Source organism: Novosphingobium sp. HNCC26DJ243, from assembly GCF_057180545.1.
This window is the reverse complement of record NZ_JBXUGN010000001.1, coordinates 1,022,258-1,046,930: the sequence shown is the minus strand read 5'-3', so window position 1 is coordinate 1,046,930 and position 24,673 is coordinate 1,022,258. Positions and strand designations below refer to the sequence as shown.

22 protein-coding genes and 1 pseudogene are annotated in these 24,673 nt (G+C 64.8%); 16 read left to right on the top strand and 7 right to left on the bottom strand.

Features of this window, described 5'->3' with window-relative positions; translation table 11 throughout:
• Positions 1-171 precede the first annotated feature (171 nt).
• From AC2A04_RS04995 to AC2A04_RS04985, 3 genes are read left to right on the top strand one after another with little or no spacing between them, the layout of a single operon-like run.
• Positions 172-1,593 (top strand): cytochrome ubiquinol oxidase subunit I, encoded by a 1,422-nt coding sequence (locus tag AC2A04_RS04995; RefSeq protein WP_484211685.1) that lies wholly within the window; start codon positions 172-174, stop codon positions 1,591-1,593.
• Positions 1,593-2,591, top strand: a complete 999-nt coding sequence (gene cydB / locus AC2A04_RS04990; protein ID WP_484211204.1) for a cytochrome d ubiquinol oxidase subunit II — start codon at positions 1,593-1,595, stop codon at positions 2,589-2,591. Before AC2A04_RS04995 ends, cydB begins: the two co-directional genes overlap by 1 nt.
• A complete protein-coding gene (locus AC2A04_RS04985; RefSeq protein WP_484211203.1) occupies positions 2,578-2,739 on the top strand; it encodes a DUF2474 domain-containing protein in 162 nt (53 codons plus the stop codon). Before cydB ends, AC2A04_RS04985 begins: the two co-directional genes overlap by 14 nt.
• On the opposite strand, the gene AC2A04_RS04980 is transcribed toward AC2A04_RS04985, so the two are convergent.
• Positions 2,720-4,114: a helix-turn-helix domain-containing protein gene (locus tag AC2A04_RS04980; RefSeq protein WP_484211202.1), complete on the bottom strand. Its 1,395-nt coding sequence runs from the start codon at positions 4,112-4,114 to the stop codon at positions 2,720-2,722. The genes AC2A04_RS04985 and AC2A04_RS04980 overlap by 20 nt on opposite strands.
• A gap of 146 nt (positions 4,115-4,260) precedes the next feature.
• Here AC2A04_RS04980 and AC2A04_RS04975 point away from each other — a divergent pair, with 146 nt between their 5' ends.
• The 3 genes from AC2A04_RS04975 (at position 4,261) to AC2A04_RS04965 (ending at position 8,585) form a co-directional block, all read left to right on the top strand.
• Positions 4,261-5,856, top strand: a complete 1,596-nt coding sequence (locus AC2A04_RS04975; RefSeq protein WP_484211201.1) for an isocitrate lyase — start codon at positions 4,261-4,263, stop codon at positions 5,854-5,856.
• Positions 5,857-5,908: 52 nt separating this feature from the next.
• Positions 5,909-6,067, top strand: a complete 159-nt coding sequence (locus tag AC2A04_RS04970) for a hypothetical protein (RefSeq protein ID WP_311507937.1) — start codon at positions 5,909-5,911, stop codon at positions 6,065-6,067.
• A 205-nt stretch (positions 6,068-6,272) separates the two neighbouring features.
• Positions 6,273-8,585: a putative bifunctional diguanylate cyclase/phosphodiesterase gene (locus AC2A04_RS04965; protein WP_484211200.1), complete on the top strand. Its 2,313-nt coding sequence runs from the start codon at positions 6,273-6,275 to the stop codon at positions 8,583-8,585.
• On the opposite strand, the gene purQ is transcribed toward AC2A04_RS04965, so the two are convergent.
• Positions 8,582-9,259, bottom strand: a complete 678-nt coding sequence (gene purQ / locus AC2A04_RS04960) for a phosphoribosylformylglycinamidine synthase subunit PurQ (protein ID WP_484211199.1) — start codon at positions 9,257-9,259, stop codon at positions 8,582-8,584. The genes AC2A04_RS04965 and purQ overlap by 4 nt on opposite strands.
• A 15-nt stretch (positions 9,260-9,274) precedes the next feature.
• Positions 9,275-9,508 carry a phosphoribosylformylglycinamidine synthase subunit PurS gene (gene purS, locus AC2A04_RS04955; RefSeq protein ID WP_484211198.1) on the bottom strand — a complete coding sequence of 78 codons (234 nt, stop codon included), beginning with the start codon at positions 9,506-9,508 and terminating at the stop codon, positions 9,275-9,277.
• 387 nt (positions 9,509-9,895) lie between these two features.
• Here purS and AC2A04_RS04950 point away from each other — a divergent pair, with 387 nt between their 5' ends.
• Genes AC2A04_RS04950 through AC2A04_RS04935 form a run of 4 tightly spaced genes read left to right on the top strand, consistent with a single transcriptional unit; the run spans position 9,896 to position 13,551 of the window.
• A complete protein-coding gene (locus AC2A04_RS04950) occupies positions 9,896-10,510 on the top strand; it encodes a TetR/AcrR family transcriptional regulator (protein ID WP_484211197.1) in 615 nt (204 codons plus the stop codon).
• Entirely contained in the window at positions 10,507-11,481 is a 975-nt protein-coding gene (locus AC2A04_RS04945) for an HlyD family secretion protein (RefSeq protein ID WP_484211196.1), read from the top strand. Before AC2A04_RS04950 ends, AC2A04_RS04945 begins: the two co-directional genes overlap by 4 nt.
• 10 nt (positions 11,482-11,491) lie before the next feature.
• Complete coding sequence (locus AC2A04_RS04940; protein WP_484211195.1) at positions 11,492-12,418, top strand: ABC transporter ATP-binding protein; 927 nt, start codon at positions 11,492-11,494, stop codon at positions 12,416-12,418.
• Positions 12,415-13,551 carry an ABC transporter permease gene (locus AC2A04_RS04935; protein ID WP_484211194.1) on the top strand — a complete coding sequence of 379 codons (1,137 nt, stop codon included), beginning with the start codon at positions 12,415-12,417 and terminating at the stop codon, positions 13,549-13,551. The genes AC2A04_RS04940 and AC2A04_RS04935 overlap by 4 nt, the downstream gene beginning before the upstream one ends.
• Positions 13,552-13,810: 259 nt before the next feature.
• On the opposite strand, the pseudogene AC2A04_RS04930 reads toward AC2A04_RS04935, so the two are convergent.
• Positions 13,811-16,252: pseudogene (locus AC2A04_RS04930) on the bottom strand (M16 family metallopeptidase); the annotation flags it as partial.
• A gap of 274 nt (positions 16,253-16,526) precedes the next feature.
• Complete coding sequence (gene purC, locus AC2A04_RS04925) at positions 16,527-17,312, bottom strand: phosphoribosylaminoimidazolesuccinocarboxamide synthase (RefSeq protein ID WP_039332937.1); 786 nt, start codon at positions 17,310-17,312, stop codon at positions 16,527-16,529.
• A 227-nt stretch (positions 17,313-17,539) separates the two neighbouring features.
• Between purC and AC2A04_RS04920 the strand changes: the two genes are divergently transcribed.
• Genes AC2A04_RS04920 through AC2A04_RS04895 form a run of 6 tightly spaced genes read left to right on the top strand, consistent with a single transcriptional unit; the run spans position 17,540 to position 23,154 of the window.
• Positions 17,540-17,962 carry a ketosteroid isomerase-related protein gene (locus AC2A04_RS04920; RefSeq protein WP_484211193.1) on the top strand — a complete coding sequence of 141 codons (423 nt, stop codon included), beginning with the start codon at positions 17,540-17,542 and terminating at the stop codon, positions 17,960-17,962.
• Positions 17,962-18,549 carry a GNAT family N-acetyltransferase gene (locus tag AC2A04_RS04915; protein ID WP_484211192.1) on the top strand — a complete coding sequence of 196 codons (588 nt, stop codon included), beginning with the start codon at positions 17,962-17,964 and terminating at the stop codon, positions 18,547-18,549. Before AC2A04_RS04920 ends, AC2A04_RS04915 begins: the two co-directional genes overlap by 1 nt.
• Positions 18,543-19,439, top strand: coding sequence for a carbon-nitrogen hydrolase family protein (locus AC2A04_RS04910; RefSeq protein WP_484211191.1), 897 nt, complete (start codon positions 18,543-18,545; stop codon positions 19,437-19,439). Before AC2A04_RS04915 ends, AC2A04_RS04910 begins: the two co-directional genes overlap by 7 nt.
• 46 nt (positions 19,440-19,485) lie before the next feature.
• On the top strand, positions 19,486-21,690 hold the full coding sequence (locus AC2A04_RS04905; RefSeq protein ID WP_484211190.1) for a dehydrogenase E1 component subunit alpha/beta: 2,205 nt from the start codon (positions 19,486-19,488) through the stop codon (positions 21,688-21,690).
• On the top strand, positions 21,683-22,696 hold the full coding sequence (locus AC2A04_RS04900; protein ID WP_484211189.1) for an ACP S-malonyltransferase: 1,014 nt from the start codon (positions 21,683-21,685) through the stop codon (positions 22,694-22,696). The genes AC2A04_RS04905 and AC2A04_RS04900 overlap by 8 nt, the downstream gene beginning before the upstream one ends.
• The gene (locus AC2A04_RS04895; RefSeq protein ID WP_484211188.1) at positions 22,693-23,154 is read left to right on the top strand and encodes a low molecular weight protein-tyrosine-phosphatase; all 462 of its coding nucleotides are present in this window, start codon (positions 22,693-22,695) and stop codon (positions 23,152-23,154) included. The genes AC2A04_RS04900 and AC2A04_RS04895 overlap by 4 nt, the downstream gene beginning before the upstream one ends.
• A 5-nt stretch (positions 23,155-23,159) precedes the next feature.
• Here AC2A04_RS04895 and AC2A04_RS04890 read toward each other — a convergent pair whose 3' ends face one another.
• On the bottom strand, positions 23,160-23,825 hold the full coding sequence (locus tag AC2A04_RS04890) for a hypothetical protein (protein WP_484211187.1): 666 nt from the start codon (positions 23,823-23,825) through the stop codon (positions 23,160-23,162).
• Between the two features lie 55 nt (positions 23,826-23,880).
• Positions 23,881-24,654 carry a DeoR/GlpR family DNA-binding transcription regulator gene (locus tag AC2A04_RS04885; RefSeq protein WP_484211186.1) on the bottom strand — a complete coding sequence of 258 codons (774 nt, stop codon included), beginning with the start codon at positions 24,652-24,654 and terminating at the stop codon, positions 23,881-23,883.
• Between the last annotated feature and the right edge of the window lie 19 nt (positions 24,655-24,673).

Below are 24,673 nucleotides of genomic sequence, written 5' to 3'. Positions count from 1 at the left end.
GCAAGTTTGCTGGAACGCATGAGCCCGATGGGGGGTAGTGGCTTGCGAAAACTGCAAGCGTCACGCAACAAAATCACTTTAGCATCTGCTCATGCAGGCCTAACGCAGCGACCCAAGGCGCCGTCAGAAGACGCCGATCCCGAAGTGGCCGACATGGCGGGGGAAATGACAATGTTTGCAGGACTCGATCCGCACGGCACCGCGCTTGTTCTGGCGCGGATGCAATTTGCTTTCACGGTAAGCTTTCATTTCATCTTCCCGGCGTTCTCGATCGGCCTCGCCAGCTATCTTGCGGTGCTGGAAGCGCTGTGGCTGAAGACCGGCAAGGCGCTCTATCTCGACCTGTTCCGCTACTGGCTGAAGATCTTCTCGGTCGCCTTCGCGATGGGCGTCGTCTCGGGGCTGGTGATGTCCTATCAGTTCGGCACCAACTGGTCGGTGTTTTCGGACAAGGTCGGGGGCGTGATCGGGCCGCTCATGGCCTACGAGGTGCTGACCGCGTTTTTCCTTGAGGCCGGATTCCTTGGCGTGATGCTGTTCGGCATGAAGCGCGTCGGCAAGGGCCTTCACTTTGCGGCCACGCTGATGGTGGCAGTGGGCACGTTCATCTCGGCCTTCTGGATCCTCTCGGTCAATTCGTGGATGCAGACCCCCACCGGCTTCGAGATCGGCGCGCACGGCGAATTCTTGCCCGGCCCGAGCTGGCTCGCGATCATCTTCAATCCCAGTTTCCCCTATCGCCTCGTTCACACGGTGATCGCAGCGTATCTCACGACTGCCTTCGTCGTCGGCGCCGTGGGTGGGTGGCACCTGCTCAAGGATCGCGCCAACCTTCACGCGCGCAAGATGTTCTCGATGGCGATGTGGATGGCGGCGATCGTCGCGCCGATCCAGATCCTTGCAGGCGACATGCACGGGCTCAATACGCTCGAGCATCAGCCCGCCAAGGTCATGGCGATGGAAGGGCACTACCATAGCCACGCAGAGGGCGCGCCGCTCTATCTCTTCGGCATCCCCGACGACAAGGCGCAGACCCTGCGTTACGCGCTGGGCATTCCCAAGGCATCGAGCCTGATACTCAAGCACGATCTTGATGCGCCGCTCGCCGGCCTCGATACCATTGCGCCTGAAAACCGTCCGCCGGTGTGGATCGTGTTCTGGTCGTTCCGCATCATGGTGGGCCTCGGGTTCGCGATGCTCGGCCTCGGGCTGTGGAGCCTGATCGCGCGCGCGCGCAAAAAACTCTATGACTGGCCCGCGCTCTACCGCGCCGCAATCGTCATGGGGCCATCCGGGTTCGTCGCGGTGATCGCAGGCTGGGTGACGACCGAAGTCGGCCGCCAGCCGTTCACGGTCTATAGCCTGCTGCGCACGTCTGACTCCGTCAGCCCGATCGCCGCACCTGCTGTGGCAGCCTCGCTGTTGGCGTTCGTGATTGTCTATTTCGCGGTGTTCGGCACCGGCACATGGTATCTCCTGCGTCTGATGCGTGATCCGCCCCATCCGCATGAGGAGGGGCCTGAGCAGGACGAACGCGCGCCCATCCGCTCGGCAGGCATCACGCCCGCCCAGCAGAACGAAGGAGCGGTGTGATGTTCGATCTTGCCGTGATCTGGGCAGTCATCATCGCCTTTGCCGTGTTCATGTACGTGGTCATGGACGGTTTCGACCTCGGCATCGGCATCCTGTTCCCGGCCTTCGCGCCGGGCGAGGAGCGCGACCAGGCGATGAACGCCATTGCGCCGGTATGGGATGGCAACGAGACCTGGCTGGTGCTGGGCGGGGGCGGGCTGCTGGCTGCATTCCCGCTCGCCTATGCGATCATCCTGCCGGCAACCTACCCGCTGATAATCGCGATGATGCTGGGCCTCGTGTTCCGCGGAGTGGCCTTCGAGTTCCGCTGGCGCGACCCGCGCCACCGCGCATTCTGGGACATGGCGTTTTTCTCAGGTTCGCTGGTCGCTGCGCTGTCGCAGGGCATCATTCTGGGCGCGTTGCTTCAAGGCATCCACGTGGAAGGCCGGGCCTATGCCGGTGGCTGGCTCGACTGGCTATCGCCCTATTCGCTGCTGACCGGCATCGGCGTGGTTGCCGGCTACGCGCTTCTTGGCTCGTGCTGGCTCGCGCTCAAGGTGGAGGGCACCGCCGAGGACAAGGCTTTCGGCTTAGCGCGAAAGGCCGCGTGGTCCACGCTCGGCCTGATGGCATTGGTCAGCCTCGCCACGCCGTTCCTTGCCGGGCAGTATTTTCAGCGCTGGTTCGCGCAACCGATGATCTTCTGGCTGGCCCCGGTGCCGCTGGTCACGGGTGTGGTCGCGATCACGTTGTTGCGCTCGCTAGGCAAGCGGCACGCCTGGCTGCCGTTCGTGCTGACGCTTGCGCTGTTCCTGCTCGGCATGATCGGCCTGGGCGCATCGATGTGGCCGTGGGTCGTGCCGCAGACGATCTCGATCTGGGATGCCGCGGCACCACATCGCTCTCAGGTCTTCATGCTCGTCGGAGTTGCGGTGATCATGCCGCTGATCCTGATCTACACCGGCTGGGCCTACTGGGTGTTTCGCGGAAAGGTCGGCAGCCATGGCTATCATTGATCCGCGTCTCGAAGGGGCCGACGAGGCCGAGGCGCGCCCGTTGTGGCAACGCATGGGCTGGATGGCGGCGATCTGGCTTGGCAGCGTCCTCGCGCTAGGCATCGTGGCCATGGTCATCCGATACTGGCTCAGCTCTCCGCAAAGCTGAAGGGCTCGGCCGCGCGGCGGTAGTCGTCGGGCAGGATCTCGCGCCCGATCGGTGGTTCGGCCCGCGCTGTGCACTGCGCGCGGTGGCACAGACGGCAGGTCACGCCGATCGGCGTTGCGGCCATGGTTCTGGGATCTGCTCCGGCCGCATAGATCAGCTTTGGTGCATGTTCGGCCGCGCAGGCAAGGGCGATGGCGCGCGTGGTGACCGGGCGGTCGTAGCCGCCACCCCCCGATGACACCGTCCGCGCGAGCGAGAAGAAGCGCTGCCCATCGGGCAGTTCGAGCCATTGCGTCACGATCTGTCCGGGCGTGCGGAAGGCGTCGTGCGCGTTCCATAGCGGGCAACCCCCGCCGTGCGCCGCGAAAGGAAAGCCCGCGCCGTCCAGCCGCTTCGAGACGTTGCCCGCCGCATCGACGCGAATGAAGAAGAACGGCACGCGCTCCTGTCCCGTCCGGTTGAGCGTTGTCAGCCGGTGCGCAACCTGTTCGAAGCTTGTGCCGAACAGGCCGGCCAGCGCCTCGATATCATATCGGCGCGCATCGACGGCTCGGGCGAAGCGATCATAGGGCATGAGCAGCGCAGCCGCCGCATAGCCCGCCAGAGCGCGGCGGACGAGGTTGGCAGCCGTCAGACTCGCAAAACTCTCTCCGCGCACGATCGCCGCGATTTCCGGTCGCAGCGCGGTATAGGCAATGTGCTGGACGAGTTGCCAGGTGCGGCTCGACGCTGATAGCGTGTCGTCGACCAGCAGCTGTTCGTTGTGGCGGTCATAACGCCGGATCGCATCCATCATCACGTCGGGCGGCAGGAAACGCACGCGCACCCCTTGCGCGCGCAGCCATTCGTGCGGCCCGCCCGCCTTGTCGATCTCGACCGAAAGCTCTTCTGCGCGCGAATCGATGGTGGGGAAGTAGTTGCGCCGCCCCGCCACGAAACGCCGGGCCTCGCCCACCGGATCGCTCGCGCTGCTGCCGGGCACGGCCTGGCGCTGCTCGGCCAAGGCCTGCTGTTCGCGCTGCCATGCTCCGTAAAGACGGAGCATCGCCTCGGTTACCGCGGGAAAGCTCGCGGCCACGTCGGCCACCTCCAGCGCGGGCAGGTCGATGTCGGCAAAGATCGGATCGCGCAAGGCATCGGAAAGGCGGCGCGCATAGTCGTCGCGATCATCGGCAGCAAGGTCGGCCATGTCGAGTTTGTAGGCACGCGCCAATCGCAGCAGCAGATCGGCCGTAAGCGGACGCTGGTTACGCTCGATCAGAGCGATGTAGCTTGGCGATATGCCCAGTTCGTCGGCCATGGCTTGCTGGGTCAGGCCCAGTTCGCGGCGCAACCGCTTCAGGCGCGGGCCAAGATAAAGCGGTCGTAGAGCCATGCCATAGGTTCCTGTGTGTGCTGCACAAATTTACAAGCATATTCTGTAAAGTTTGACAACAAGACTGCGATGGTCATTCCCGCACCGCAGCATCGGGCCTATCCCCGCTTCAGACGAACATTTTGCCGAACAAGGGAATCGGGACCATGACCTACCAGCAGACCATCGCCGAGGCGCGCAAGGCCATCGCACCATTCGACCAGACCTGGGATGGCATCGAAGCGGCATCGGTTGCACGCATGCGCTTGCAGAACCGCTTCCTGACCGGCATCGACATTGCGCGTTACACCGCCAAGATCATGCGCCGCGACATGGCTGCCTATGACGCCGATCCCGCAAAGTACACCCAGTCGCTCGGCTGCTGGCACGGGTTCATCGGCCAGCAGAAGATGATCGCCATCAAGAAGCACTTCGGCACCACAAAGGGCCGCTACCTCTACCTGTCGGGCTGGATGGTCGCGGCGTTGCGCAGCGAGTTCGGCCCGCTGCCTGACCAGTCGATGCACGAAAAGACCAGCGTTTCGGATCTGATCGCCGAACTCTACACCTTCCTCAAGCAGGCCGATGCCCGTGAACTGGGCGGGCTGTTCCGCGAACTCGACGCTGCCAAGGCTGCGGGCGATGCGGTCAACACGCACCGGCTACTGCACAAGATCGACGACTTCGAAACGCACGTCGTTCCGATCATCGCCGACATCGACGCAGGCTTCGGCAATGCCGAGGCGACCTACCTGCTTGCCAAGAAGTTCATCGAAGCCGGCGCGTGCTGCATCCAGATCGAGAACCAGGTCTCGGACGAAAAGCAGTGCGGCCACCAGGACGGCAAGGTGACCGTTCCGCACGAAGACTTTCTCGCGAAGATCCGTGCAGTCCGCTACGCCTTCATGGAACTCGGCGTCGACGATGGGGTGATCGTTGCCCGCACCGACTCGCTCGGCGCAGGGCTGACCAAGCAGATCGCCTACACCCGTGAAGCGGGCGACCTTGCCGATCAATACAACGCCTTCCTCGACTGTGACGAAGTCGATCCCGCGAACCTGAGCCACGGCGATGTTCTGATCGCCCGCGACGGAAAGCTGATGCGCCCCAAGCGCCTGCCTTCCAACCTGTTCCAGTTCCGCCCCGGAACCGGCGAGGACCGTTGCGTGATGGACAGCATTGCTTCGCTGCAGAACGGCGCTGACCTGCTGTGGATCGAAACCGAGAAGCCGCACATCGGTCAGATCGGCGGCATGGTCAGCCGCATTCGCGAGGTCATCCCCAATGCCAAGCTGGTCTACAACAACTCGCCCAGCTTCAACTGGACGCTGAACTTCCGCCAGCAAGTCTATGATGCGTGGGTGGAAGCCGGCAAGGATGTCAGTGCCTACGATCGCACCAAGCTGATGAGCGTGGATTATGACGGCACCGAACTTGCCGACGAAGCCGACGAACGCATTCGCACCTTCCAGCGCGATGCTGCGGCGCAGGCGGGCATCTTCCACCACCTGATCACGCTGCCGACCTATCACACGGCTGCGCTGAGCACCGACAATCTCGCCAGGGAGTACTTCGGCGAACAGGGCATGCTGGGCTACGTCAAGGGCGTCCAACGCCAAGAAATCCGCCAGGGCATCGCCTGCGTGAAGCACCAGAACATGTCGGGTTCGGACATCGGCGACGATCACAAGGAATACTTCGCCGGCGAGGCTGCCCTGAAGGCTGGCGGCGCTGCCAACACGATGAACCAGTTTGCTGCCTGACGGCAGGCAAAGTTCGCGGCAATCATGCCACGAAGATCCAAGGAGACTGACAATGGCTGAACCTGCTCGTGCCCGCGCGGTCCTCTCTACCGAGGACTTCAAGCTGATCCGCGAGGCCGTACTGCACTATCTCAAGGCGATCGAGGACCAGCCCGAATCGGTGAAGTTCTCGCACCTCTACCACCGGCTTGGCAGCGCCATGGGGCGTTGATCCCCGCTGCCTGAATGGACCTTTCCTGGGGAGGAAAGTCCGGCCCGTCGCACCTTTCAGGGGTGCGGCGGGCCATTTTGTGTGCAGCGTGAGAAGCTTGCACAACGCTTTGTCGCTTACGATTGGCTAATGAATCACATGTATTTGTCCCGATGTGACTTACTCGCAAACACCCTCGAATGAATCCGGTCCGGCGCGGCTGCCGATGCTCGCAGTGATTGGCCTGCGCGATCCGGCAGATGGGGACTGGGGCCGTCTGCGCGGTCTGCAGTATTCCAGCCTTGCCCGCCTGACCTTTGCCCGTCTGCTCGGCCACGCACTGGCTGCGCTGCTGGTCCTGCAGACCTACAGCACGCGCATCCATCCGGTCCTGCTCGTTGGCTGGATGGCGCTGCTTGTCGGCGTCCTGATTTCGGGGGCGCGATTCGATCGATCACTAATCGATGCCGATCGCAGGCGCATAAGTCGTCAGGAAATGCATCGCCAGACACTCAGCTCGCTGTTCGTGGCGCTCGTCTGGGCCGTGCCGATGCTCGTGTTCGGCCCGTTTGGCAGTCCGGCGGAGCGCATGACGCTGTGGACCGTGCTGGCCATGCTGATGACCGGGATGGCGGTCTCGTTTGCGGCCATGCCCATGGCCACGGTGCTGTTCTCGGTCATCGTCGGCGTCTCGGCGCTGGGCGTGTTCCTGTTCGAAGGCGAACTGACAGCAGCGGCTGTTGCCGCGGCCTTCGTCGCGATTGTTTCTGTCGGCGCTGTCGAAGCAGCGCGCACATTCCTTGGCGCGCGTGTTGCCGAAGCGGGCATGGCGGAAAAGAGCGAGGTCGTTTCCCTGCTGCTGCGCGAATTCGAGGAAGGCGATGCCGACTGGCTGTGGCAGGTCGATGCCAATCGCCGCGTGCGTTCTGTCAGCCCCCGTTTCGCCTTCGCACTGGGCGAGGATCCCGAGGATGCGGATGGCAAGCCGCTGATCCAGCTCATTGCCGGGCCCTCGTGGGAGAGCGGGCATTTCCATTCGAGCCTGCACGATCTGGCCGAACGCCTGAAGCGCCGTGAAAGCTTCTCCAACCTTCTCGTTCGCGTGACGCTGCACGGCAGTCATCGCTGGTGGGAGCTGTCGGCCTCGCCGAAGGTCGACGAGAACGGCACGTTCGTTGGCTTCCGCGGCGTCGGTTCGGACGTGACCGAGCAGCGCGAGAGCGCCGAGAAGATCGCCTATCTTGCGCGCTACGATACCCTGACCGGCTTGCCCAATCGCCTCATGCTGACCGAGGCTGTCGGCGATGCAATGAGCTATGCCGAGAAGTGGCGCACACAATGCGCCTTCCTGATGATCGATCTCGATCGGTTCAAGGCGGTCAACGATACGCTCGGCCACCTCGTGGGCGACCAATTGCTGGCCATGGTTTCAGAGCGCCTGCGCCTGATCACGCGCGACGGCGAGGTCTGTGGCCGGCTTGGCGGCGACGAATTCGGCGTGGTCATGCGCGATGCTGCCGATGTCACCCGCATCGACGAGCTTTCGCAGGCAATCATCTCGACCCTGTCACGGCCCTATGAAGTCGATCACCATACGCTCTACGTCGGCGCCAGCGTCGGCTCGGCCATCGGTCCGCGCGATGGGGCCACCGTCGAAACGCTGCTGCGCAATGCCGACCTTGCGCTCTACCGCGCCAAGGACGAGGGCGGTGGACGTCACTGCCTTTACGAGCCTTCGCTGCACGCCCATGCCGAAGAGCGGCGCAAACTCGAGTTCTCGCTGCGCCACGCGCTGGAGCGCAACGAATTCTCGCTGATGTATCAGCCGGTCGTCGATGCGATGAGCGAGCAGGTCGTCAGCTTCGAGGCGCTGATCCGCTGGAACAGTACGGAGCATGGCTTCGTCAGCCCGGTGAAGTTCATTCCGCTGGCCGAGGACACCCGCCTGATCGTGCCGATCGGCGAATGGGTCCTGCGCACGGCATGCCAGGAGGCGATGAACTGGCCGCCGCACGTGAAGATCGCGGTCAACGTTTCGGGCGAGCAGCTGCTCGATCCCTACTTTGCAGAGACGGTCGTAGGGGCCCTGGCATCGACCGGCCTGCCGCCGCACCGGCTCGAGATCGAAGTGACCGAAAGCATTTTCGTGCGCGATGGCACGACTGCGCAAATGACGCTCGAGAACCTGATGGGGATCGGTTGCGGCGTGGCGCTGGATGATTTCGGAACCGGTTATTCCTCGCTCGGCTACCTGCGCCGCATGCGCTTCTCGACGATCAAGGTCGATCGCAGCTTCGTGCAGGGCGCGGCCAAGGACAACCCGGAGAGCCTCGCCATCGTGCGTGCGGTCGTGGCCATGGCCGACAGCCTCGAGATGTCCACGACCGCCGAAGGCGTGGAGACCGAGGCGGAGCTGGATATGATCCGCAAGCTCGGCTGCAAGAAAATCCAGGGCTACTACTTTGGCCGCCCGATGAACACGGTCGACGCGCTGGCCCTGTTCGGTCAGACGCGCTTCCGCGAACGCGCGGCGGGTTAGGCTTCGACCAGTCCGCGGACGACGCTTTCGAACAGCGCGCGGCCATCGGTGCCGCCATGCGCCGCTTCGATCATGCGTTCGGGATGCGGCATCATGCCCAGCACGTTGCCGCGATCGTTCAGCACGCCCGCAATGTTACGAGCCGATCCGTTGACCGCATCGGCATAGCGGAACGCGACGCGGCCTTCGCCTTCGATCCGGTCGAGCGTGGCATCGTCTGCGAAGTAGTTGCCGTCATGGTGCGCCACGGGGATCGTGATCTGCTGACCTGCGTCGTAGCCTGCGGTGAACAGCGACTGGTTGTTCTCGACCTTGAGCTTCACGTCGCGGCAGACGAACCGGATGCCGGCATTGCGCATCAACGCGCCCGGAAGCAGGCCGGCCTCGGTCAGGACCTGGAAGCCGTTGCAGACGCCCAGCACCGTGACACCGCGCTCTGCGGCGCGGACCACGGCCTGCATCACCGGCGAACGTGCGGCCATCGCGCCCGAGCGCAGATAGTCGCCGTACGAGAAGCCACCGGGCAGGGCGATGAAATCGAGTCCTTCGGGCAGGTCGGCATCGCCGTGCCAGACGCGGTGGACGGTGCCGCCGCAGACCTGTTCGATCGCCACGGCCATGTCGCGATCGCAGTTCGAGCCGGGGAAGGTGATGACGGCGGAGGTGAAGGCCATGTCTTGCGCTCCTGCTCAGGCAGCCTTTTCGATGCGGAAGTTCTCGATCACCATGTTGGCAAGAAGCTTCCGGCACATCTCGTCAAGCGCTTCGTCGGTGGTGCTGTCGGCCACGTCGAGTTCGATCACGCGACCGGCGCGGACATCATTGACGCCTTCGAAGCCGAGACCTTCGAGCGCATGATGGATGGCGCGGCCCTGCGGATCGAGCACGCCGTTCTTGAGGGTGACCAGGACGCGAACCTTCATCGACGGGCCTTTCGGACTTATGAAAGTGGAGAATCTTGCGCGGGCCTATGCAACCGCTTGGCGCGAAGGGCAAGGCGCGAGTGCAGGCCGGGCAAGGTTGACACAGGTTTACACTGTCCAGGGAAGCAAAACCCGCCCTCCGTGTCGCACTTGGGGAACGCATCGGGTGGTCGGCCTCGGGGCGGCATAGCGCCAAATGCGTAAGTAGGAAAACGGCACGCAAACCCGAGCGTGTCCGTCTATCCTGCCAAGACCGCAGAATACCTTTTTCTGCCGTGCGGCGACGAGCGCGCGGCTCGATCCACCATCGCACCCCACGCGACCGGTCGCCATCGTCGCCGCCTTTTTTTCGATTTACTTGACGCACGCGTCAGTTATTATCGATCCATGCCGAGAGTCACTCCCGCCGATCGTCGCGAACGCATCCTCGATGCCGCGCGCGAGGAGTTTGCCCAGCGCGGCTTTGCCGCCAGCCGGATGGAAGACGTTGCCCGGCGGGTCGGCATCAGCCGTGCGGCGCTCTACCTTGCCTTCGACAGCAAGGAGGCGCTGTTCCGGGCGCTGGTCTCTGGCGTCATCACCGAAATCATGCCGACGCTGCTGCCGAGCGACTATGGCCAGTTACCTGCGGCCGCGCTGCTGCGGGGCTTCATCAAGAACGCGATGGCCCGCATGGCGAGCCCCGAGATGGCATTCCTGCCACGCCTGATCGTGGGCGAAGGACGCAATTTTCCGGAACTGGCGCGGTTCTATCACGAAACCGCGCTGATCTGCGTGCTCGGCGCGGTCGAGCGACTGATCATCCACGGCATCGGACGGGGGGAGTTTGCCTGTACCGACCCGAAGATGGCCGCACGCAGCGTCGCGGGTGGAATCATCTTCGCGGCGCTTTGGCGCAACGTGTTCGAGCCGGTGGGGGCAGAGCCGCTCGACATCGAATGGATGGCAGAGAACCATGCCGGGTTGATCCTGGCGGGTCTGGGCAAGGGGAGCGGGGCATGAAGGCATTGCCGAAGCCGGTCGTCGTGGTGGGACTGCTCGCTGCAGGAGGACTGGCCTACTGGTTCTTTGCACCCCCAGACGAGGGCGAGCGCTGGCTTGGCTATGTCGAGGGTGAGCGGCTGATGATTGCTGCGCCGGTTGCGGGCACACTGGCATCGCGACCGGTTTCGCGCGGACAGGCGGTCACGCCCGGCGCTGCGCTGTTCACGCTCGATCCACAGACCGCCGATGCCGAGGCCGCACAACTCTCGGCGCAGGCAGCTGCGGCGCGCGCGCAGGCAGCGGACCTCAGCCAGGGCCGCAACCGTGCGCCCGAACAGGCCGCAGCAAGCGCAGCGCTGGCTTCGGCACAGGCTCAGGCCGTTCGCGCCGAAGCTGACTTTGCGCGCATGGCCGCCCTGGCGGGCAAGGGCTTTGCCAGCCGGACGCAGCTCGACGCCGCGCGGGCCGCGCGTGATTCGGCCAGCGCCGCCGTGCGACAGGCGCGCGCGCAGATCGCCAGCGGAGCGCTCTCGGCAGGCAGGCCCGAACAGCAGGTCGCCGCAACCGCAAGCGTAAGCGCGGCAGAAGCGGCCCAGCGCGCGCAGGACCGCAGGCGGCAGGAAATCGCACCGCGCGCCAGGGTAAAGGGCGTGATCGAGCAGACCTTCTACGATCCCGGCGAGTGGGTGCCGGCCAACCAGCCGGTGCTGGCCGTGCTGCCCGACGATCAGCGAAAGCTGCGCTTCTTCGTGCCGCAGGATCGGGTGGCGGCCCTGAACATCGGTGCCAAAGTACGCTTTACCTGCGATGGTTGCGGACCGGGCCGGCACGAGGCGAAAGTCAGTTACATCGCGCCCCGGGCCGAGTTCACGCCGCCGGTGATCTATTCCGAGCATGCGCGCGCCAAGCTGGTGTTCATGGTCGAGGCGGCGCTGCCCGGAGATCGGCCATTGCCCTTGGGACTGCCCGTGGCAGTTGTGCCCCAATGACCGGTGACCAGTGACCAGCGACATGGTCATCGACGTGCGCGGACTGACCAAGCGGTTTGGCGGGCGCACCGTTGTCGATGACGTGGATCTGCAGGTGCGGCGCGGGTCGATCTGCGGGTTTCTGGGGCCCAATGGATCGGGCAAGACGACCACGCTGCGCATGATCTGCGGGTTGCTCATTCCCGATGCCGGAGAAGGCGAAGTGCTGGGGCTCGACTTGCGCCACCATCGCGCGGCAATCAAGGGGCGCGTCGGCTACATGACGCAGAAGTTCGGGCTGTTTTCCGATCTGACGATCGCCGAAAATCTCGAGTTCTTCGCGCGCGTGCATGGCCTTGACCGGCGACGCGAACGCGTGGCCGAGGCGCTTGAAGGGCTTGGCCTTGCGACCCGGTCCGACCAGCTGGCGGGCAAGCTTTCGGGCGGCTGGAAGCAGCGACTGGCACTGGCGGCAGCCGTGCTGCACGAGCCTGAAATCCTGCTGCTTGACGAGCCGACGGCAGGTGTCGATCCGCAGGCGCGGCGCGAGTTCTGGGACCAGATCCACGACCTTGCCCAAGGCGGCATGACCGTTCTGGTATCGACCCATTACATGGACGAGGCCGAGCGCTGCCACGAGATTGCCTATATCGCCTATGGCCGGATGCTGGCGAGAGGCACGATCGCGCAAGTCGTGGCAGGATCGGGTCTCAAGGCCTTGGCGGGCGAAGGACCGGGGGCCGACCGGCTGGCCGCGCGGATCGAGGGGCGACCGGGCGTTGCCATGGCCGCGCCATTCGGGACCTCGATCCATGTCTGCGGGCCGGATATCGCCGCGCTTCGGGCCGCCGTGGCCGAGTTCAACAGCGTTGAATGGCGCGAGGCAAGGCCAAGTCTTGAGGACGTGTTCATCCACCTGATGCGCCGGGCCGAAGACAATTCGGCGGTGGTAGCATGATCTGGCGTGAGAGCCTGCACCGCATCGCCGCGATGGTGTTCAAGGAATTGCGCCAGATGCTGCGCGATCCCGGCACGATCGGCATGATGCTGATGATCCCGATCGTTCAGCTCACGATCTTCGGTTTTGCGATCAACAACGATCCGCGCGGGTTGCCGTTGGCGCTCGAGATCAACGACGCATCGCAGTTTGCGCGCAGCATAGACTCGGCCTTGCGCAACACGACATACTTCCGGGTGACGCATGTTGTCTCCGCGCCGGGCGAAGGGGAGAAGTTGCTCAAGGATGGCGTGGTCCAGTTCGTGGTCACTGTGCCGGTAGACTTCGGACGCAATCTGGTGCGCGGCGAGCGGCCGCAACTGCTGGTAACTGCGGATTCGACCGATCCCGCCTCGACCGGCAACGCGCTCTCGGCCATCGATCAGGCAGTGCAGGGCGCGCTGGCGCACGACCTGATCGGGCCGCTTTCGGTGCGGGCGCAAGCGGCCTCGCCGGTCGAGCTGGTGATCCACCGCAGCTACAACCCCGAAGGCATCACCAGCCACAACACCGTGCCGGGGCTGCTGGCGATCGTGCTGTCCATGACGATGGTGATGCTGACCGCGCTTTCGGTGACGCGCGAAGTGGAGCAGGGGACGATGGAGAACCTGCTGGCAACGCCGCTGCGCCCGTTCGAGGTGATGGTGGGCAAGATCGTGCCCTACCTCGGCATCGGGCTGGTCCAGATGTGCGTGATCCTCGCCGCCGCGCAGATCGTGTTTCAGGTGCCGTTCGAAGGTGCCGTGTGGCTGACCCTGGTTTCGACCCTTCTTTTCATGGTGACCAGCCTTGCGCTGGGCTTCATGCTCTCGACCATTGCCACGAGCCAGTTGCAGGCGATGCAGATGAGCTTCTTCTACATGCTGCCATCGATCCTGCTTTCGGGTTTTGCCTTTCCCTTCAGGGGTATGCCGGTCTGGGCGCAGTGGCTGGCCGAGATTCTGCCGACCACGCACTACATCCGGCTGGTGCGCGGCATCATGCTCAAGGGCTGGGGCCTGAGCGATGCGCTCGGCCAGCTTGGCGTTCTCGCCTTGATGCTGGTGGTGCTGGGGACCGTGGCGGTGCGGCGGTATCAGGATACGGTGGGGTAAGCGGGCTGGCAGGGCATTATCTGGTGGGCGCCGCGGCGCCTTCGGGCAGGACGAGCACTTCGACGGCTTGCTCAGGGCCGAGATAACGCGCTGCCATGGCCTGAATGTCGGCGGCGGTCAGGCTTTCGAGGCGCGCGCGGGCGGATCTGGCCCGCGTCAGGCGATCGGGTTCGGTTTGCGCGCGCTCGGCAAGATTCATCCAGCCGCCATTGGTCTTGAGCGCATTGTCGATGCGTTCGAGCATCGGCGCGCGGGCGCGTTGCAGGATGTCGGCATCGACCGGGGCGGTGGCGAGGCTGCGCATTGTCTCGACCAGCGCGGCGCGCGTGGGCGCAACGTCCGCAAGGTCGACCGAGGCCGCGACGGCGAAAGTGCCATAGCCCGGCCAGACGCGGCTCAGGCTGCTCGATGCGCCGGGTGAGTAGGCCTTGCCGAGCCGCTCGCGCACGGTATCGAGCACTTCGATCTGGGCCACTTCGGCCAGCAGCGCGAGCGCCATTGCCTCGCGCGGATCGCGATCGTCGCGCGTGGGCCAGACCATTCGGACAATGGCCTGATTGGCCTCGCCGGTATGGCGGACGACGGTGAGGCCGCGTCTTGCAGTGAAGCCACGCTGGCGCTCGGCGGTATATGCCCGGAAATCGGCCTCTCGCGGGGGTAATGCGCCGAAGGTCTGTGCCACGGCGGCGATGGCGGCGGTTTCGTCGATGTCGCCGACGATGGCGATTTCAAGGGCGCCGTGGGCAAGGCGGTCGGCGATGGCGGCGCGGAGCTTGTCGTAGCCAAGCGCGGCGTATGCGGCCTGCGGCTGCAGGGTGAAGCGCGGGTCGTTGTCGGACAGGATGCCGCCGATGGCGTTCGACAGGGCAGCGCCCGGGCTGGAGCGCAGGCGCGCGAAGAAGTTGGCGATGTTCTGGCGATACAAAACCTCGCCTTCCGGCCGATATCCGGGATCGGTGACGAGCGCGGCCATGAGCTGCAACTGCAGCGCAAGGTCGCGCGGCGTGGTGGTAATGTTGCTGTCGAAGGTGTCGCCGCTTGATCCAAGGCCCATCGCCACCGAGCGGCCTGCGAGCAGGGTCTGGAGTTCGTCCTCGCTGTGCTTGCCAAGGCCGCCCCGCGCAAGGACGCCTGTCATCTCTGTGGCAAGCGGGCTGGAGCGGGTGTCGAGCATTTCGCCGCCATCGAGATTGAGGCTGACTTCGACGCGGTCCCGCGCAAGGTCGGTGCGTTTGAGATTGAGGCGCACGTTGTTGGCAAAGCGGATGGTGCGGATGCCGAACAGCGGCTCGGTGCTGTCTGCTGCGATCGTGCCCGGCGTGCCGAACGATGTGTAGGCAAAGGCGGGGAGGCCGCCTGCATCGCTGGCCATGGCGCTGGAGCGGGTCGCCTTGTCCCAGGTCTGGCGGATCGCCTTCTCGCCGCCCTGCGGGGGCGTGCGGCCCTGCCAACGGATGAGCGGGGACTTGAGCGGCACCGCCTCCTGACGGAGCGCTTCCATCACCGTGCGCGGCGTGATCGTGGGGGCAAACTGGTTGAAGCGGGCAAGGCCGGATTCGGGCGTGGTCGGGACCTGCTCGTCGCGCACAAGGGCAAGCGCTGCGCCGACCAGAGCGCCGTGCGGGCGCGTTGCGGCCCCGGCGGCGGCGTTCTCGATCCCCGTGCGGATATTGGCGAGCTGTTCGTCGATCTCGCTCTGCGTGAAGCCATCGGCCATCGCGCGGGCATAGGTGGAGGCGGCAGCAGCAAGGCCGCGTTGCCAGCCGCCGTCGGTGGTGTCGACGATCAGGTTGGTGGTGCGGCCGATCTTGAACACCTCGCTGGTGCCAAGGCCCGCGCCGCGAAACGGCGGGTCGATCACGCGGCTCATGCGCTGGAACCGGCGGTTGACCACGCCGTAGCCGATCTGGCGCAGCAGGTTGCGGCGTCGGTTGGCCACGGTGTCGGGCTCGTCGAGCCATCGTGCGTGGCGTGAGGCGGTGACGCGTTCGGACAGCGAGGGATCGAGGTGGATGTCGACCGCATCCTTTTGCTTGGGATCGACCTTGCCCGCATCGGGGCGCGGGGTTTCGGGCCGGGCCTGCCAATCGGCGAAGCGGGCGCGGATGGCGGTTTCGACCGCATCGGGATCGAAATCGCCGACGACGATCACCGTGGTTTTCGCGGGCACGTACTCGCGTTGCCAGAAGGCTTTGAGCGTTTCGGCGGTGGCGGCGTTAAGAGCCTCGGCCGTGCCTATCGGCAGGCGCCTGGGATAAGTGGCGGAGGGGTAGAAAAACGCGAGCTGGTCTTCGAGATTGGTGCGCTGCCAGCCTTGGCCGTCGCGCAGTTCGGACAGCACGACGCCGCGTTCGCGCTGGACCGCTTCGGGCGCGATGGTGAGTTCGCTGGCGGTTTCGCGCATCAGCATCAGCGCGGTGTCCAGCAGCTTGGGGTCCGCGCGGGGCAGGTCGAGCATGTAGAGCGTCTGCTCGAATGAGGTCTGCGCGTTGGTATCCGCGCCGAACGACAGGCCGTTGCGCTCGAGCAGCCTGATCATCTCGCCTTCGGGCACGCGGGTGGAGCCGTTGAAGGCCATGTGCTCGACGAAATGGGCATAGCCGCGTTCGGCCTCGCGCTCGTCAAGCGAGCCGGTGGCGACATCCATGCGCACTTGCGCCGTGCCCGCGGGCGTGGCGTTGCGGCGGATGATGAAGCGCATGCCGTTGGGCAGCTGGCCGTAGCGGAAGGCGGGGTCAGCGGGGAGATCGCTCTGCTGGAACGCCCAGGTGGGTTTTGGGGCGCTGGCGATTGGCGCAGGCTGCGCGGCGCAGGCGGCGAGAGACAGGGCAGCGGCGAGGGGAAGCAGGCGGCGCAGGATCATTGCAGTGGGGTTTGCCCGGACAGGGACAAACACGCAATGACGAGATGAGTTCAAACAAAAACCCCCTCCGTTTCCGAAGGGGGTCTTGTGTTTCAGCCGGGGGCTGAAGCGGTTACTTCTTCCCGCGCAGCTTGCGGTGTGCGCCGAGGTCGAAGACTTCGCTCGGGCCGCCGTCGTTTTCGAGCAGGCCCAAGCGGCGGGCGACTTCCTGATAGGCTTCTTCTTCGCCGCCAAGGTCGCGGCGGAAGCGGTCCTTGTCGAGCTTTTCGCCGGTGGTCATGTCCCACAGGCGGCAGCCGTCGGGGCTGATTTCGTCAGCCAGGATCACGCGGCTGTAATCGCCGTCCCAAATGCGGCCGAATTCGAGCTTGAAATCGACCAGGCTGATGTTGATCGCCGCGAACATCCCGCAAAGGAAATCGTTCACGCGGATGGCCATCGAGGAGATGTCCTGCATTTCCTCGTTCGATGCCCAGCCGAAGCAGGCGATGTGTTCTTCGGCGATCATCGGATCGCCCAGCGCATCGTCCTTGTAGTAGTATTCGATCAGGGTGTGCGGCAGCGGCTCACCCTCTTCGATGCCGAGGCGCTTGGAGATGGAGCCGGCGGCGATGTTGCGCACGACCACTTCGATCGGGATGATCTCTGCCTGGCGCACCAGCTGTTCGCGCATGTTGAGGCGGCGGATGAAGTGGGTGGGGATGCCGATGTGGGCGAGGCGCGTGAAGACGTACTCGCTGATGCGGTTGTTGATCACGCCCTTGCCGTTGATCGTCCCGCGCTTCTGCGCGTTGAACGCAGTGGCATCATCCTTGAAATACTGGATGATCGTGCCCGGTTCGGGGCCTTCGTAGAGGATCTTGGCCTTGCCTTCGTAGATCTGGCGGCGACGAGACATCATCTTGCTTCCTGAACGGCGCCGGGGATTCGCCACCCGGCCGGAATAAGAAACCCCGGCATCACGTGGAGGCGACTCCATCGCTGCGGCCGGGGCGTTCTTGCCGCCCATAGGCGATGGGGCGCAAAAGTGCAATTGGATGCAACGGTGCAACGCTGCCTTGCGACGGGCAGTGCTGGAACGCGTGCAGGCAACCGGTTACATGGGCGGGACAAGGAGATTTGCCCATGACCAGTCCTGCTGCCCGTACCGATGCGATCGCCGTGCTTGCGCGATATTACTCGGCATTCAACGCCGGTGATTGGCAGGGTATGCTGGACTGCCTGAGCGAGGACGTGGCGCACGACGTAAACCAAGGCGAGCGGGTGACCGGCAAAGCCGCCTTTGCGCAGTTCCTTGCCCACATGGAGCGCTGCTACAAGGAACGGCTCGACGACCTGGTGCTGATGGCGAGCGAGGACGGACGCCGCGCTTCGGCCGAGTTCGTGGTGCACGGGGCATATCTGGCGACCGACGAGGGGCTGCCCGAGGCGACCGGGCAGACGTACGTCCTGCCCGCAGGCGCCTTCCTTGCATTAGAGGGCGGAAAGATCACGCGGCTGACGATGTACTACAATCTGAATGACTGGACGAAACAGGTCGTCGGCTGATGGGCATCGCTGTCAGGCCGTTGACAGGACGCGAAATTGCGGCGGCGCTCGATGATCTGGCGGCGCTGCGGATCGCGGTCTTTGCAGCGTATCCGTACCTTTACGATGGCGATCCGGCCTATGAGGCGGAATACCTTGCCGAATATGCCGCTGCGCCCGACGCCGTGCTGGTGGCAGCGTTCGATGGAGCGCGGATCGTGGGAGCGGCGACGGCCGCCCCGATGATGCACCAGAAGGCCGGGTTTCGCGCGCCGTTCGAGGCACGCGGGCTGGACGTGGCGCGGCTGTTCTATTTCGGCGAGAGCGTGCTGTTGCCCGAATATCGCGGGAGCGGGATCGGGCATGCCTTCTTCGATCAGCGCGAGGCGCAGGCGCGGGCCTGCGGAGCCAACGCGGCGTGTTTTGCCGCCGTGGTGCGCGCCGACGATCACCCGGCCCGGCCCGAGGGCTACACGCCGCTCGACGCGTTCTGGACGCGGCGGGGCTATGCCGTGGTGCCGGGACTGACCACGACGCTGGCGTGGAAGGAACATGGGGATGAGGCGGAGCGGGACAACCTGATGCAATACTGGCTCAAGCAATGGTAAGCTTCACGGTCGCTACCGCGCAGTACCCGATAGATCGGCTCAGCTCGTGGGGCGCCTATGCCGCCAAGCTGACGCGCTGGGTGGACGAGGCGGCAGCGGCCGGCGCGGCGCTTGCAGTCTTCCCCGAATACGGGGCAATGGAACTGGCAAGCCTCGATCCGGCGACGATGGGTGATCTGGCGGGCTCGATCGAGACGGTTTCGGCGCTGCTGCCGCAAGTCGATGCACTGCACGCCGATCTGGCTCTGCGGACGGGCATGCACATCCTTGCCGCCTCTGCGCCGCGCAAGGATGCGGACGGACGTTTTCGCAACGCGGCGCGGCTGTTTGCGCCGAACGGAAGCGAGGGCGTGCAGGACAAGCTGGTGATGACCCGGTTCGAGCGCGAGGAATGGGACATTGCGCCGGGCAAGTACCTGCGCCTGTTCGAGACGGCGCTGGGGAAGATCGCGATAAGCATCTGTTACGACAGCGAGTTCCCGCTTCTGGCGCGCGCCTGCGTGGAGGCGGGGGCCGACGTGCTGCTCGTGCCGTCGTGCACCGACACCCTGCACGGCTATTGGCGCGTGCGGATCGGCGCGCAGGCCCGCGCGCTCGAGGGGCAATTCTACGCGGTCCATTCGCCCACGGTGGGCGAGGCGGCGTGGTCTCCGGCCGTGGACGTCAATCGCGGGGCGGCAGCCGTCTATGGGCCGCCCGATCGCGGGATGCCCGAAGATGGCGTGCTGGCGTTGGGCGAGGAGGGCGCAGCGCAGTGGGTCTTTGCCAGGATCGACACCGCGCGCGTGGCTGATCTGCGCGCCGATGGCGGCGTGCTCAATGCGCGGCACTGGGTGGAGCAGCCCGGCGCCGCGGTGCTTCCGGCGGTTGAGGTCGTGGACTTGCGCTAGGGGCGCGGCTATCAGGCGGTGATCGTTACGAGGGAAACCAAAACGCATGTCGCTTGATGCCGCCGAGCAGGTTCACCGGCAGTTCCTTGACGCGCTGGAAAAGGGGACAGTCCGCAGGCGGTCCAACCTTGGGCTCAACGATGTGGGGCTTGCGCCCGAGCGCGCGGCGGCATTGTTCCGCTCGCAGGCGCTTTCGCGGCAGCTCGACCGGTTGAGCCGCAAGCTGCAGGCGCGGGGCGAGGGGTTCTATACCATCGGGTCTTCGGGCCACGAGGGCAATGCGGTACTGGCCGAAGTGCTGCGGACCGACGACATGGCGTTCCTGCATTACCGCGATGCTGCATTCCAGATACACCGCGCGCACCGCGTTCCGGGCGAAAACCCGGCGTGGGACATGCTGCTTTCGTTCACCGCGAGCATGGAGGACCCGATCTCGGGCGGGCGGCACAAGGTGCTGGGATCGAAGCGGCTGTTCATTCCGCCGCAGACTTCGACGATCGCCAGCCACGTGCCCAAGGCGGTGGGCACCGCGTTTTCCATCGGGATCGCGCGCAAGATGGGGTTTGGCGATACCGTGCTGTCGAAGGATGGCGTGGTGCTGTGCAGCTTCGGCGATGCGAGCGCGAACCACTCGACCGCGCTTGGGGCGATCAATACCGCGTGCTGGGCAGCGTTTCAGGGCACGCCCATGCCGATCATCTTCCTGTGCGAAGACAACGGCATCGGCATTTCCACGCGCACGCCGCCGGGGTGGATCGAGGCGAATTTTTCGACGCGCGCCGGTCTGCATTACATCTCGTGTGACGGGTCCGACCTGATCGACACGATGCGCGCGGTGAAAGAGGCCGAGGCCGTGGCGCGGCGCCAGCGCAAGCCGGTCTTCCTGCACATGAAAACAGTGCGGCTCTACGGCCATGCCGGGAACGACGTGCAGCTTTCGTACCGCACCAAGGACGAGGTGCGTGCCGAGGAAGAGCGCGATCCTTTGCTGGCAAGCGCGGCGCTGCTGATCGAGGAAGGGGTGATGAGCGCCGCCGATGTGCGCGCAGAGTACGATGCCATCGAGGCCGCGCTGGGGCGGCAGGTGGAACTCGCGATCGCGCGGCCAAAGCTGCCCGATGCCGCGGCGGTAATGGCAAGCATCGTGCCGCCAAGGCGCGAAGGCGTGGCGCGTCCGCTGGCATCGGCGGACGCGCGCAAGGCGGTGTTTGCCGATGATGCGGCCGCGATGGACAAGCCGCAACACATGGCCAAGCTCATCAGCTGGGCGCTGGCTGACCTGCTGCTGCAATACCCCAACGCCGTGGTCTGCGGCGAGGACGTTGGTCCCAAGGGCGGAGTCTATGCCGCCACGCAGAAGCTGCATGCGCGGTTCGGATCGGCGCGGGTGATCAACACGCTGCTGGATGAGCAGGCCATTCTCGGGCTGGCGATCGGCGCGGCGCACAACGGGCTGCTGCCGCTGCCGGAGATCCAGTTCCTTGCCTATGTCCACAACGCCGAGGACCAGATCCGGGGCGAGGCGGCGACGCTTTCGTTCTTCTCGAACGGGCAGTTCACCAACCCGATGGTCGTGCGGATCGCGGGGCTGCCTTACCAGAAGGGCTTCGGCGGGCACTTCCACAACGACAATTCGCTGGCCGTGTTTCGCGATATTCCGGGCGTGGTGCTGGCGGTGCCTTCGAACGGGCGCGATGCGGTGGCCATGCTGCGCGAATGCGTTCGGCTGGCGCATGAGGAAGGCCGCGTGGTCGTCTTCGTTGAGCCGATTGCGCTCTACATGACGCGCGACCTGCACGAGCCGGGCGATGGGCTGTGGTCGAGCGTCTATCAGCCGCCGGGCGAGGGGGCGATCGGCTTTGGCGAGATCGGGGTGACGGGCGACGGGACCGACCTTGCCATCGTCACCTATGGCAATGGCTTCTACCTTTCGCTTCAGGCACAGAAGCTGCTGGCGGAGCAGGGCGTGAACGTGCGCGTGATCGATCTGCGCTGGCTGGGGCCGGTGAACGACAACGCGGTGATCGCGTCGGTGGCACCATGCTCGCGGGTGCTGGTAGTGGACGAATGCCGCATCACTGGTGGACAGAACGAGGCGCTGATGGCGCTGCTCTCCGAACGCGCAGCCGACAAGGCGATTGCGCGCATGGCGGCGACCGACAGCTTCATTCCGCTCGCCCGCGCGGCAACGCATACCCTTCCGAGCTGCGACGGGATTGTCGCCAAGGTGCTGGAGATGGTGCGTGGCTAAGGAGACCGTCCTCGTCGTCTGCCCGGGGCGGGGCACCTACAACGCCCCCGAACTGGGGTATCTGGCGCGGCATCATGGCGGCTCGCCGTGGCTGTCGCGGTTCGATGCCATGCGCGTGGAAGCGGGCAAGGAGCCGCTTTCCGCGCTGGACAGTGCGGCAAAATTCTCGCCGTCGCTGTTGCGGGGGGATAATGCCGCGCCGCTGATCCATGCCTGCGCGTGGCTCGATTTCCTGGCCCTGGACCGCGAACGGTTCGAAGTGGTGGCGGTGACCGGCAATTCGATGGGGTGGTACACAGCGCTTGCCTGCGCAGGGGCAGTTTCGCCCGAGCATGGCTTTGCGATTGCCGATGGCATGGGGGTAAATTCGCAGAAGCATTTGCCCGGCGGGCAGGCGGTTCTGCTCCTGGCGGGCGAGGACTGGACGGTCGATCCGGCGCTGCTGCGTGGCGTAGAAGACGCCATGGCGCGCCATGGCGTGCGCCTGTCGATCCGGCTGGGCGGGATGCTGGTGGTGGCGGGCGAGAATGCCGCGCTCGATGCGCTGGAGCGCGACCTGCCCGCGCTGTCGCGGCCGCCGATGCGGCTGGCGGGGCATGGGCCGTTCCATACGCCCCTGATGCAGGCCAGCAGCGATGCGGCGCTCGCGCAATTTCCGGCGGACTGGTTCGGCAAGCCTCAGGTGCCGCTGATCGACGGGCAGGGAAAGGTTTGGCGGCGGTTCGAGAGCACTGCGGAGGATCTGTGGCACTACACCTTCGGACACCAGATTCTTGAGCCTTACGACTTCACCGCCGCGATGAGCGTGGGCATCCGCGAGTTTGCACCCGACCGGATCGTGCTGCTCGGCCCTGGCGAGACGCTAGGCGGCGCGATCGGGCAGGTGCTGGTCGCACTGAAATGGCTGGACATATCGTCGCGCAGTGTATTCTCTGAGCGACAGGGTGAGGATGCGTTCCTGATTGGCATGGGGAGACCCAGCCAGCGAGGTATCGTGATCCCGTGAGTCAGCCGTCAATTCTGTTCGTCTGTCTTGGAAATATCTGCCGTTCGCCTCTTGCCGAGGCGGCGCTGCGCAAACGCGCGGTGGAGGCAGGCGTTGCCATGACCATCGATTCGGCCGGGACCGGCGACTGGCACACAGGCCGCCCGCCCGACCCGCGCGCGCAGGCTACCGCGCTGGTCCACGGACTGGACATATCGAGCTACCGCGCCCGCGCAGTGACGCCGGAGGACTTTCACCGCTTCGGCCACATCTTCGCGCTCGACCAGCAGAACCTCAAGGACCTGCACCGCATAGAACCTTCGCGCCATATCGCGGAACTACGCCTGCTGATGGACCTCGTCCCTGGTCGCAAGGGCACCGCCGTGATCGACCCCTACTATGGCGACGAGGATGACTTCGAACAGGCCTGGGCCGATGTGGACGCAGCGGCGGAAGCGTTGGTGCGGCGGTATCTGTAGGTTGGTCAGTCGACGATCCAGTGGCGTTTCAGGTATTCATCGAACATAGGTACCGTAAAGGCAATGTCTCCATGTGCGGGGCTGTAGATCATACCTTTTGCAATGATCTGTGCACGCCTTGGTCCGAGAGTGGTCAGTTTTTCGCCCAATCGTTCGGCAACATCGGATGACCGGTAAGGGCCAGCCCCAAGCCGAGCCATTGCGATGACATACTCCTTTTCCTTCGGAGTAAGCCGGTCGATCCGAACCTTGAAAAAGCCTTCGTCGAGGCGCCTCAGGGCTTCCTTCTCTGCGATTTCCATGCAGTCGTGCGCGATCGGAGATTGCTGGGCAGCGTTCCAGACCTGGTACCCCCATTCCTGCAGAAAATAGGGATAGCCCTTCGTGGACGCGACGATAGTTCCAAGCAGCCCCTCATCGATTGCCTCGCCTTCTTCCTCGACAGGCTGACGAATAGCGTTCGCGGCATCGACGGCTGAAAGGGCATCGACCTTGGGAAAAATGAAAAGTCTTTCAGCGTATGACTTTGCATCGCCTGAAAGAGCAGCAATTGCAGGCAAGCCAGCTCCGAAGAGCAGGACAGGCAGGGCTTTCTGATTGATCCGATGAATTGCTACAATCAGAGCACCCAGTTCATCCGTGGAGAGATATTGTACTTCGTCGATGAGCAAGGCCCAACCGCGCCCCGCAGCCTTACTGGTGAAAACGTGAGTTCTCGCTCGCTCCTCAAACAACCACCAGCTTTACCCCTGCATCCCTCAGGCCCTGCGCCGTCTCGGGCGAAATGCCGCTGTCGGTGATGATCGTGTCGATCTCTTCCAACCCGCAGACGATCGTGCCGGACTGGGTGCGGAACTTTGTGCTGTCCACGAGGAGAATGACTTCCTCGGCGCGGTCGATCAGGCGGCGTTCGGCGGCGACGAGGACGACGTCTGCCTGCATGACGCCTTGTGGGCCCACGGCGGCAGCGCCCATGAACAGGCGGGGGGCGTGGAAGCGGGGCATGGATTCCTCGCCCGCGGCGGCAAGGATGATGTTCTGTTCGCGAAACACCGAGCCTGACGGCACGAGAATGCGCGTGGTCGGCTGTGGCAGGAGCGCGGTGACGATGTGGAGGGAGTTCGTCAGCACCTGAAGGCCGAGGCCATCGAGGTGCGGGCACATCTGCAGCGTGGTGCTGCCGCCATCGATCATCACGCCCTCACCGGTCGTGCACAGCGCGGCCGCGGCCTTGCCGATGGCCTGTTTGGCGACAAGGTTCAGCGTGATCGACTGGTCGAACGGGGTACCCAGCAGGTGCGGGCCCGAAGGATCGGCGTCCTCGGGCAGCTTGGCACCGCCGTGAACGCGGACGATCTGGCCGCTTTCCTCAAGCCGCGTCAGGTCGCGCCGGATTGTGGCGGGCGAGGCGTCGAGCTGCGCTTCGAGTTCGCGATAGCTGACGAACCCGGTGGGCTTGAGCGCCTCGAATATCCGCCGTTCCCGTTCTGCCGCGTGCATTGGTGTTCTGGTTCCCCTT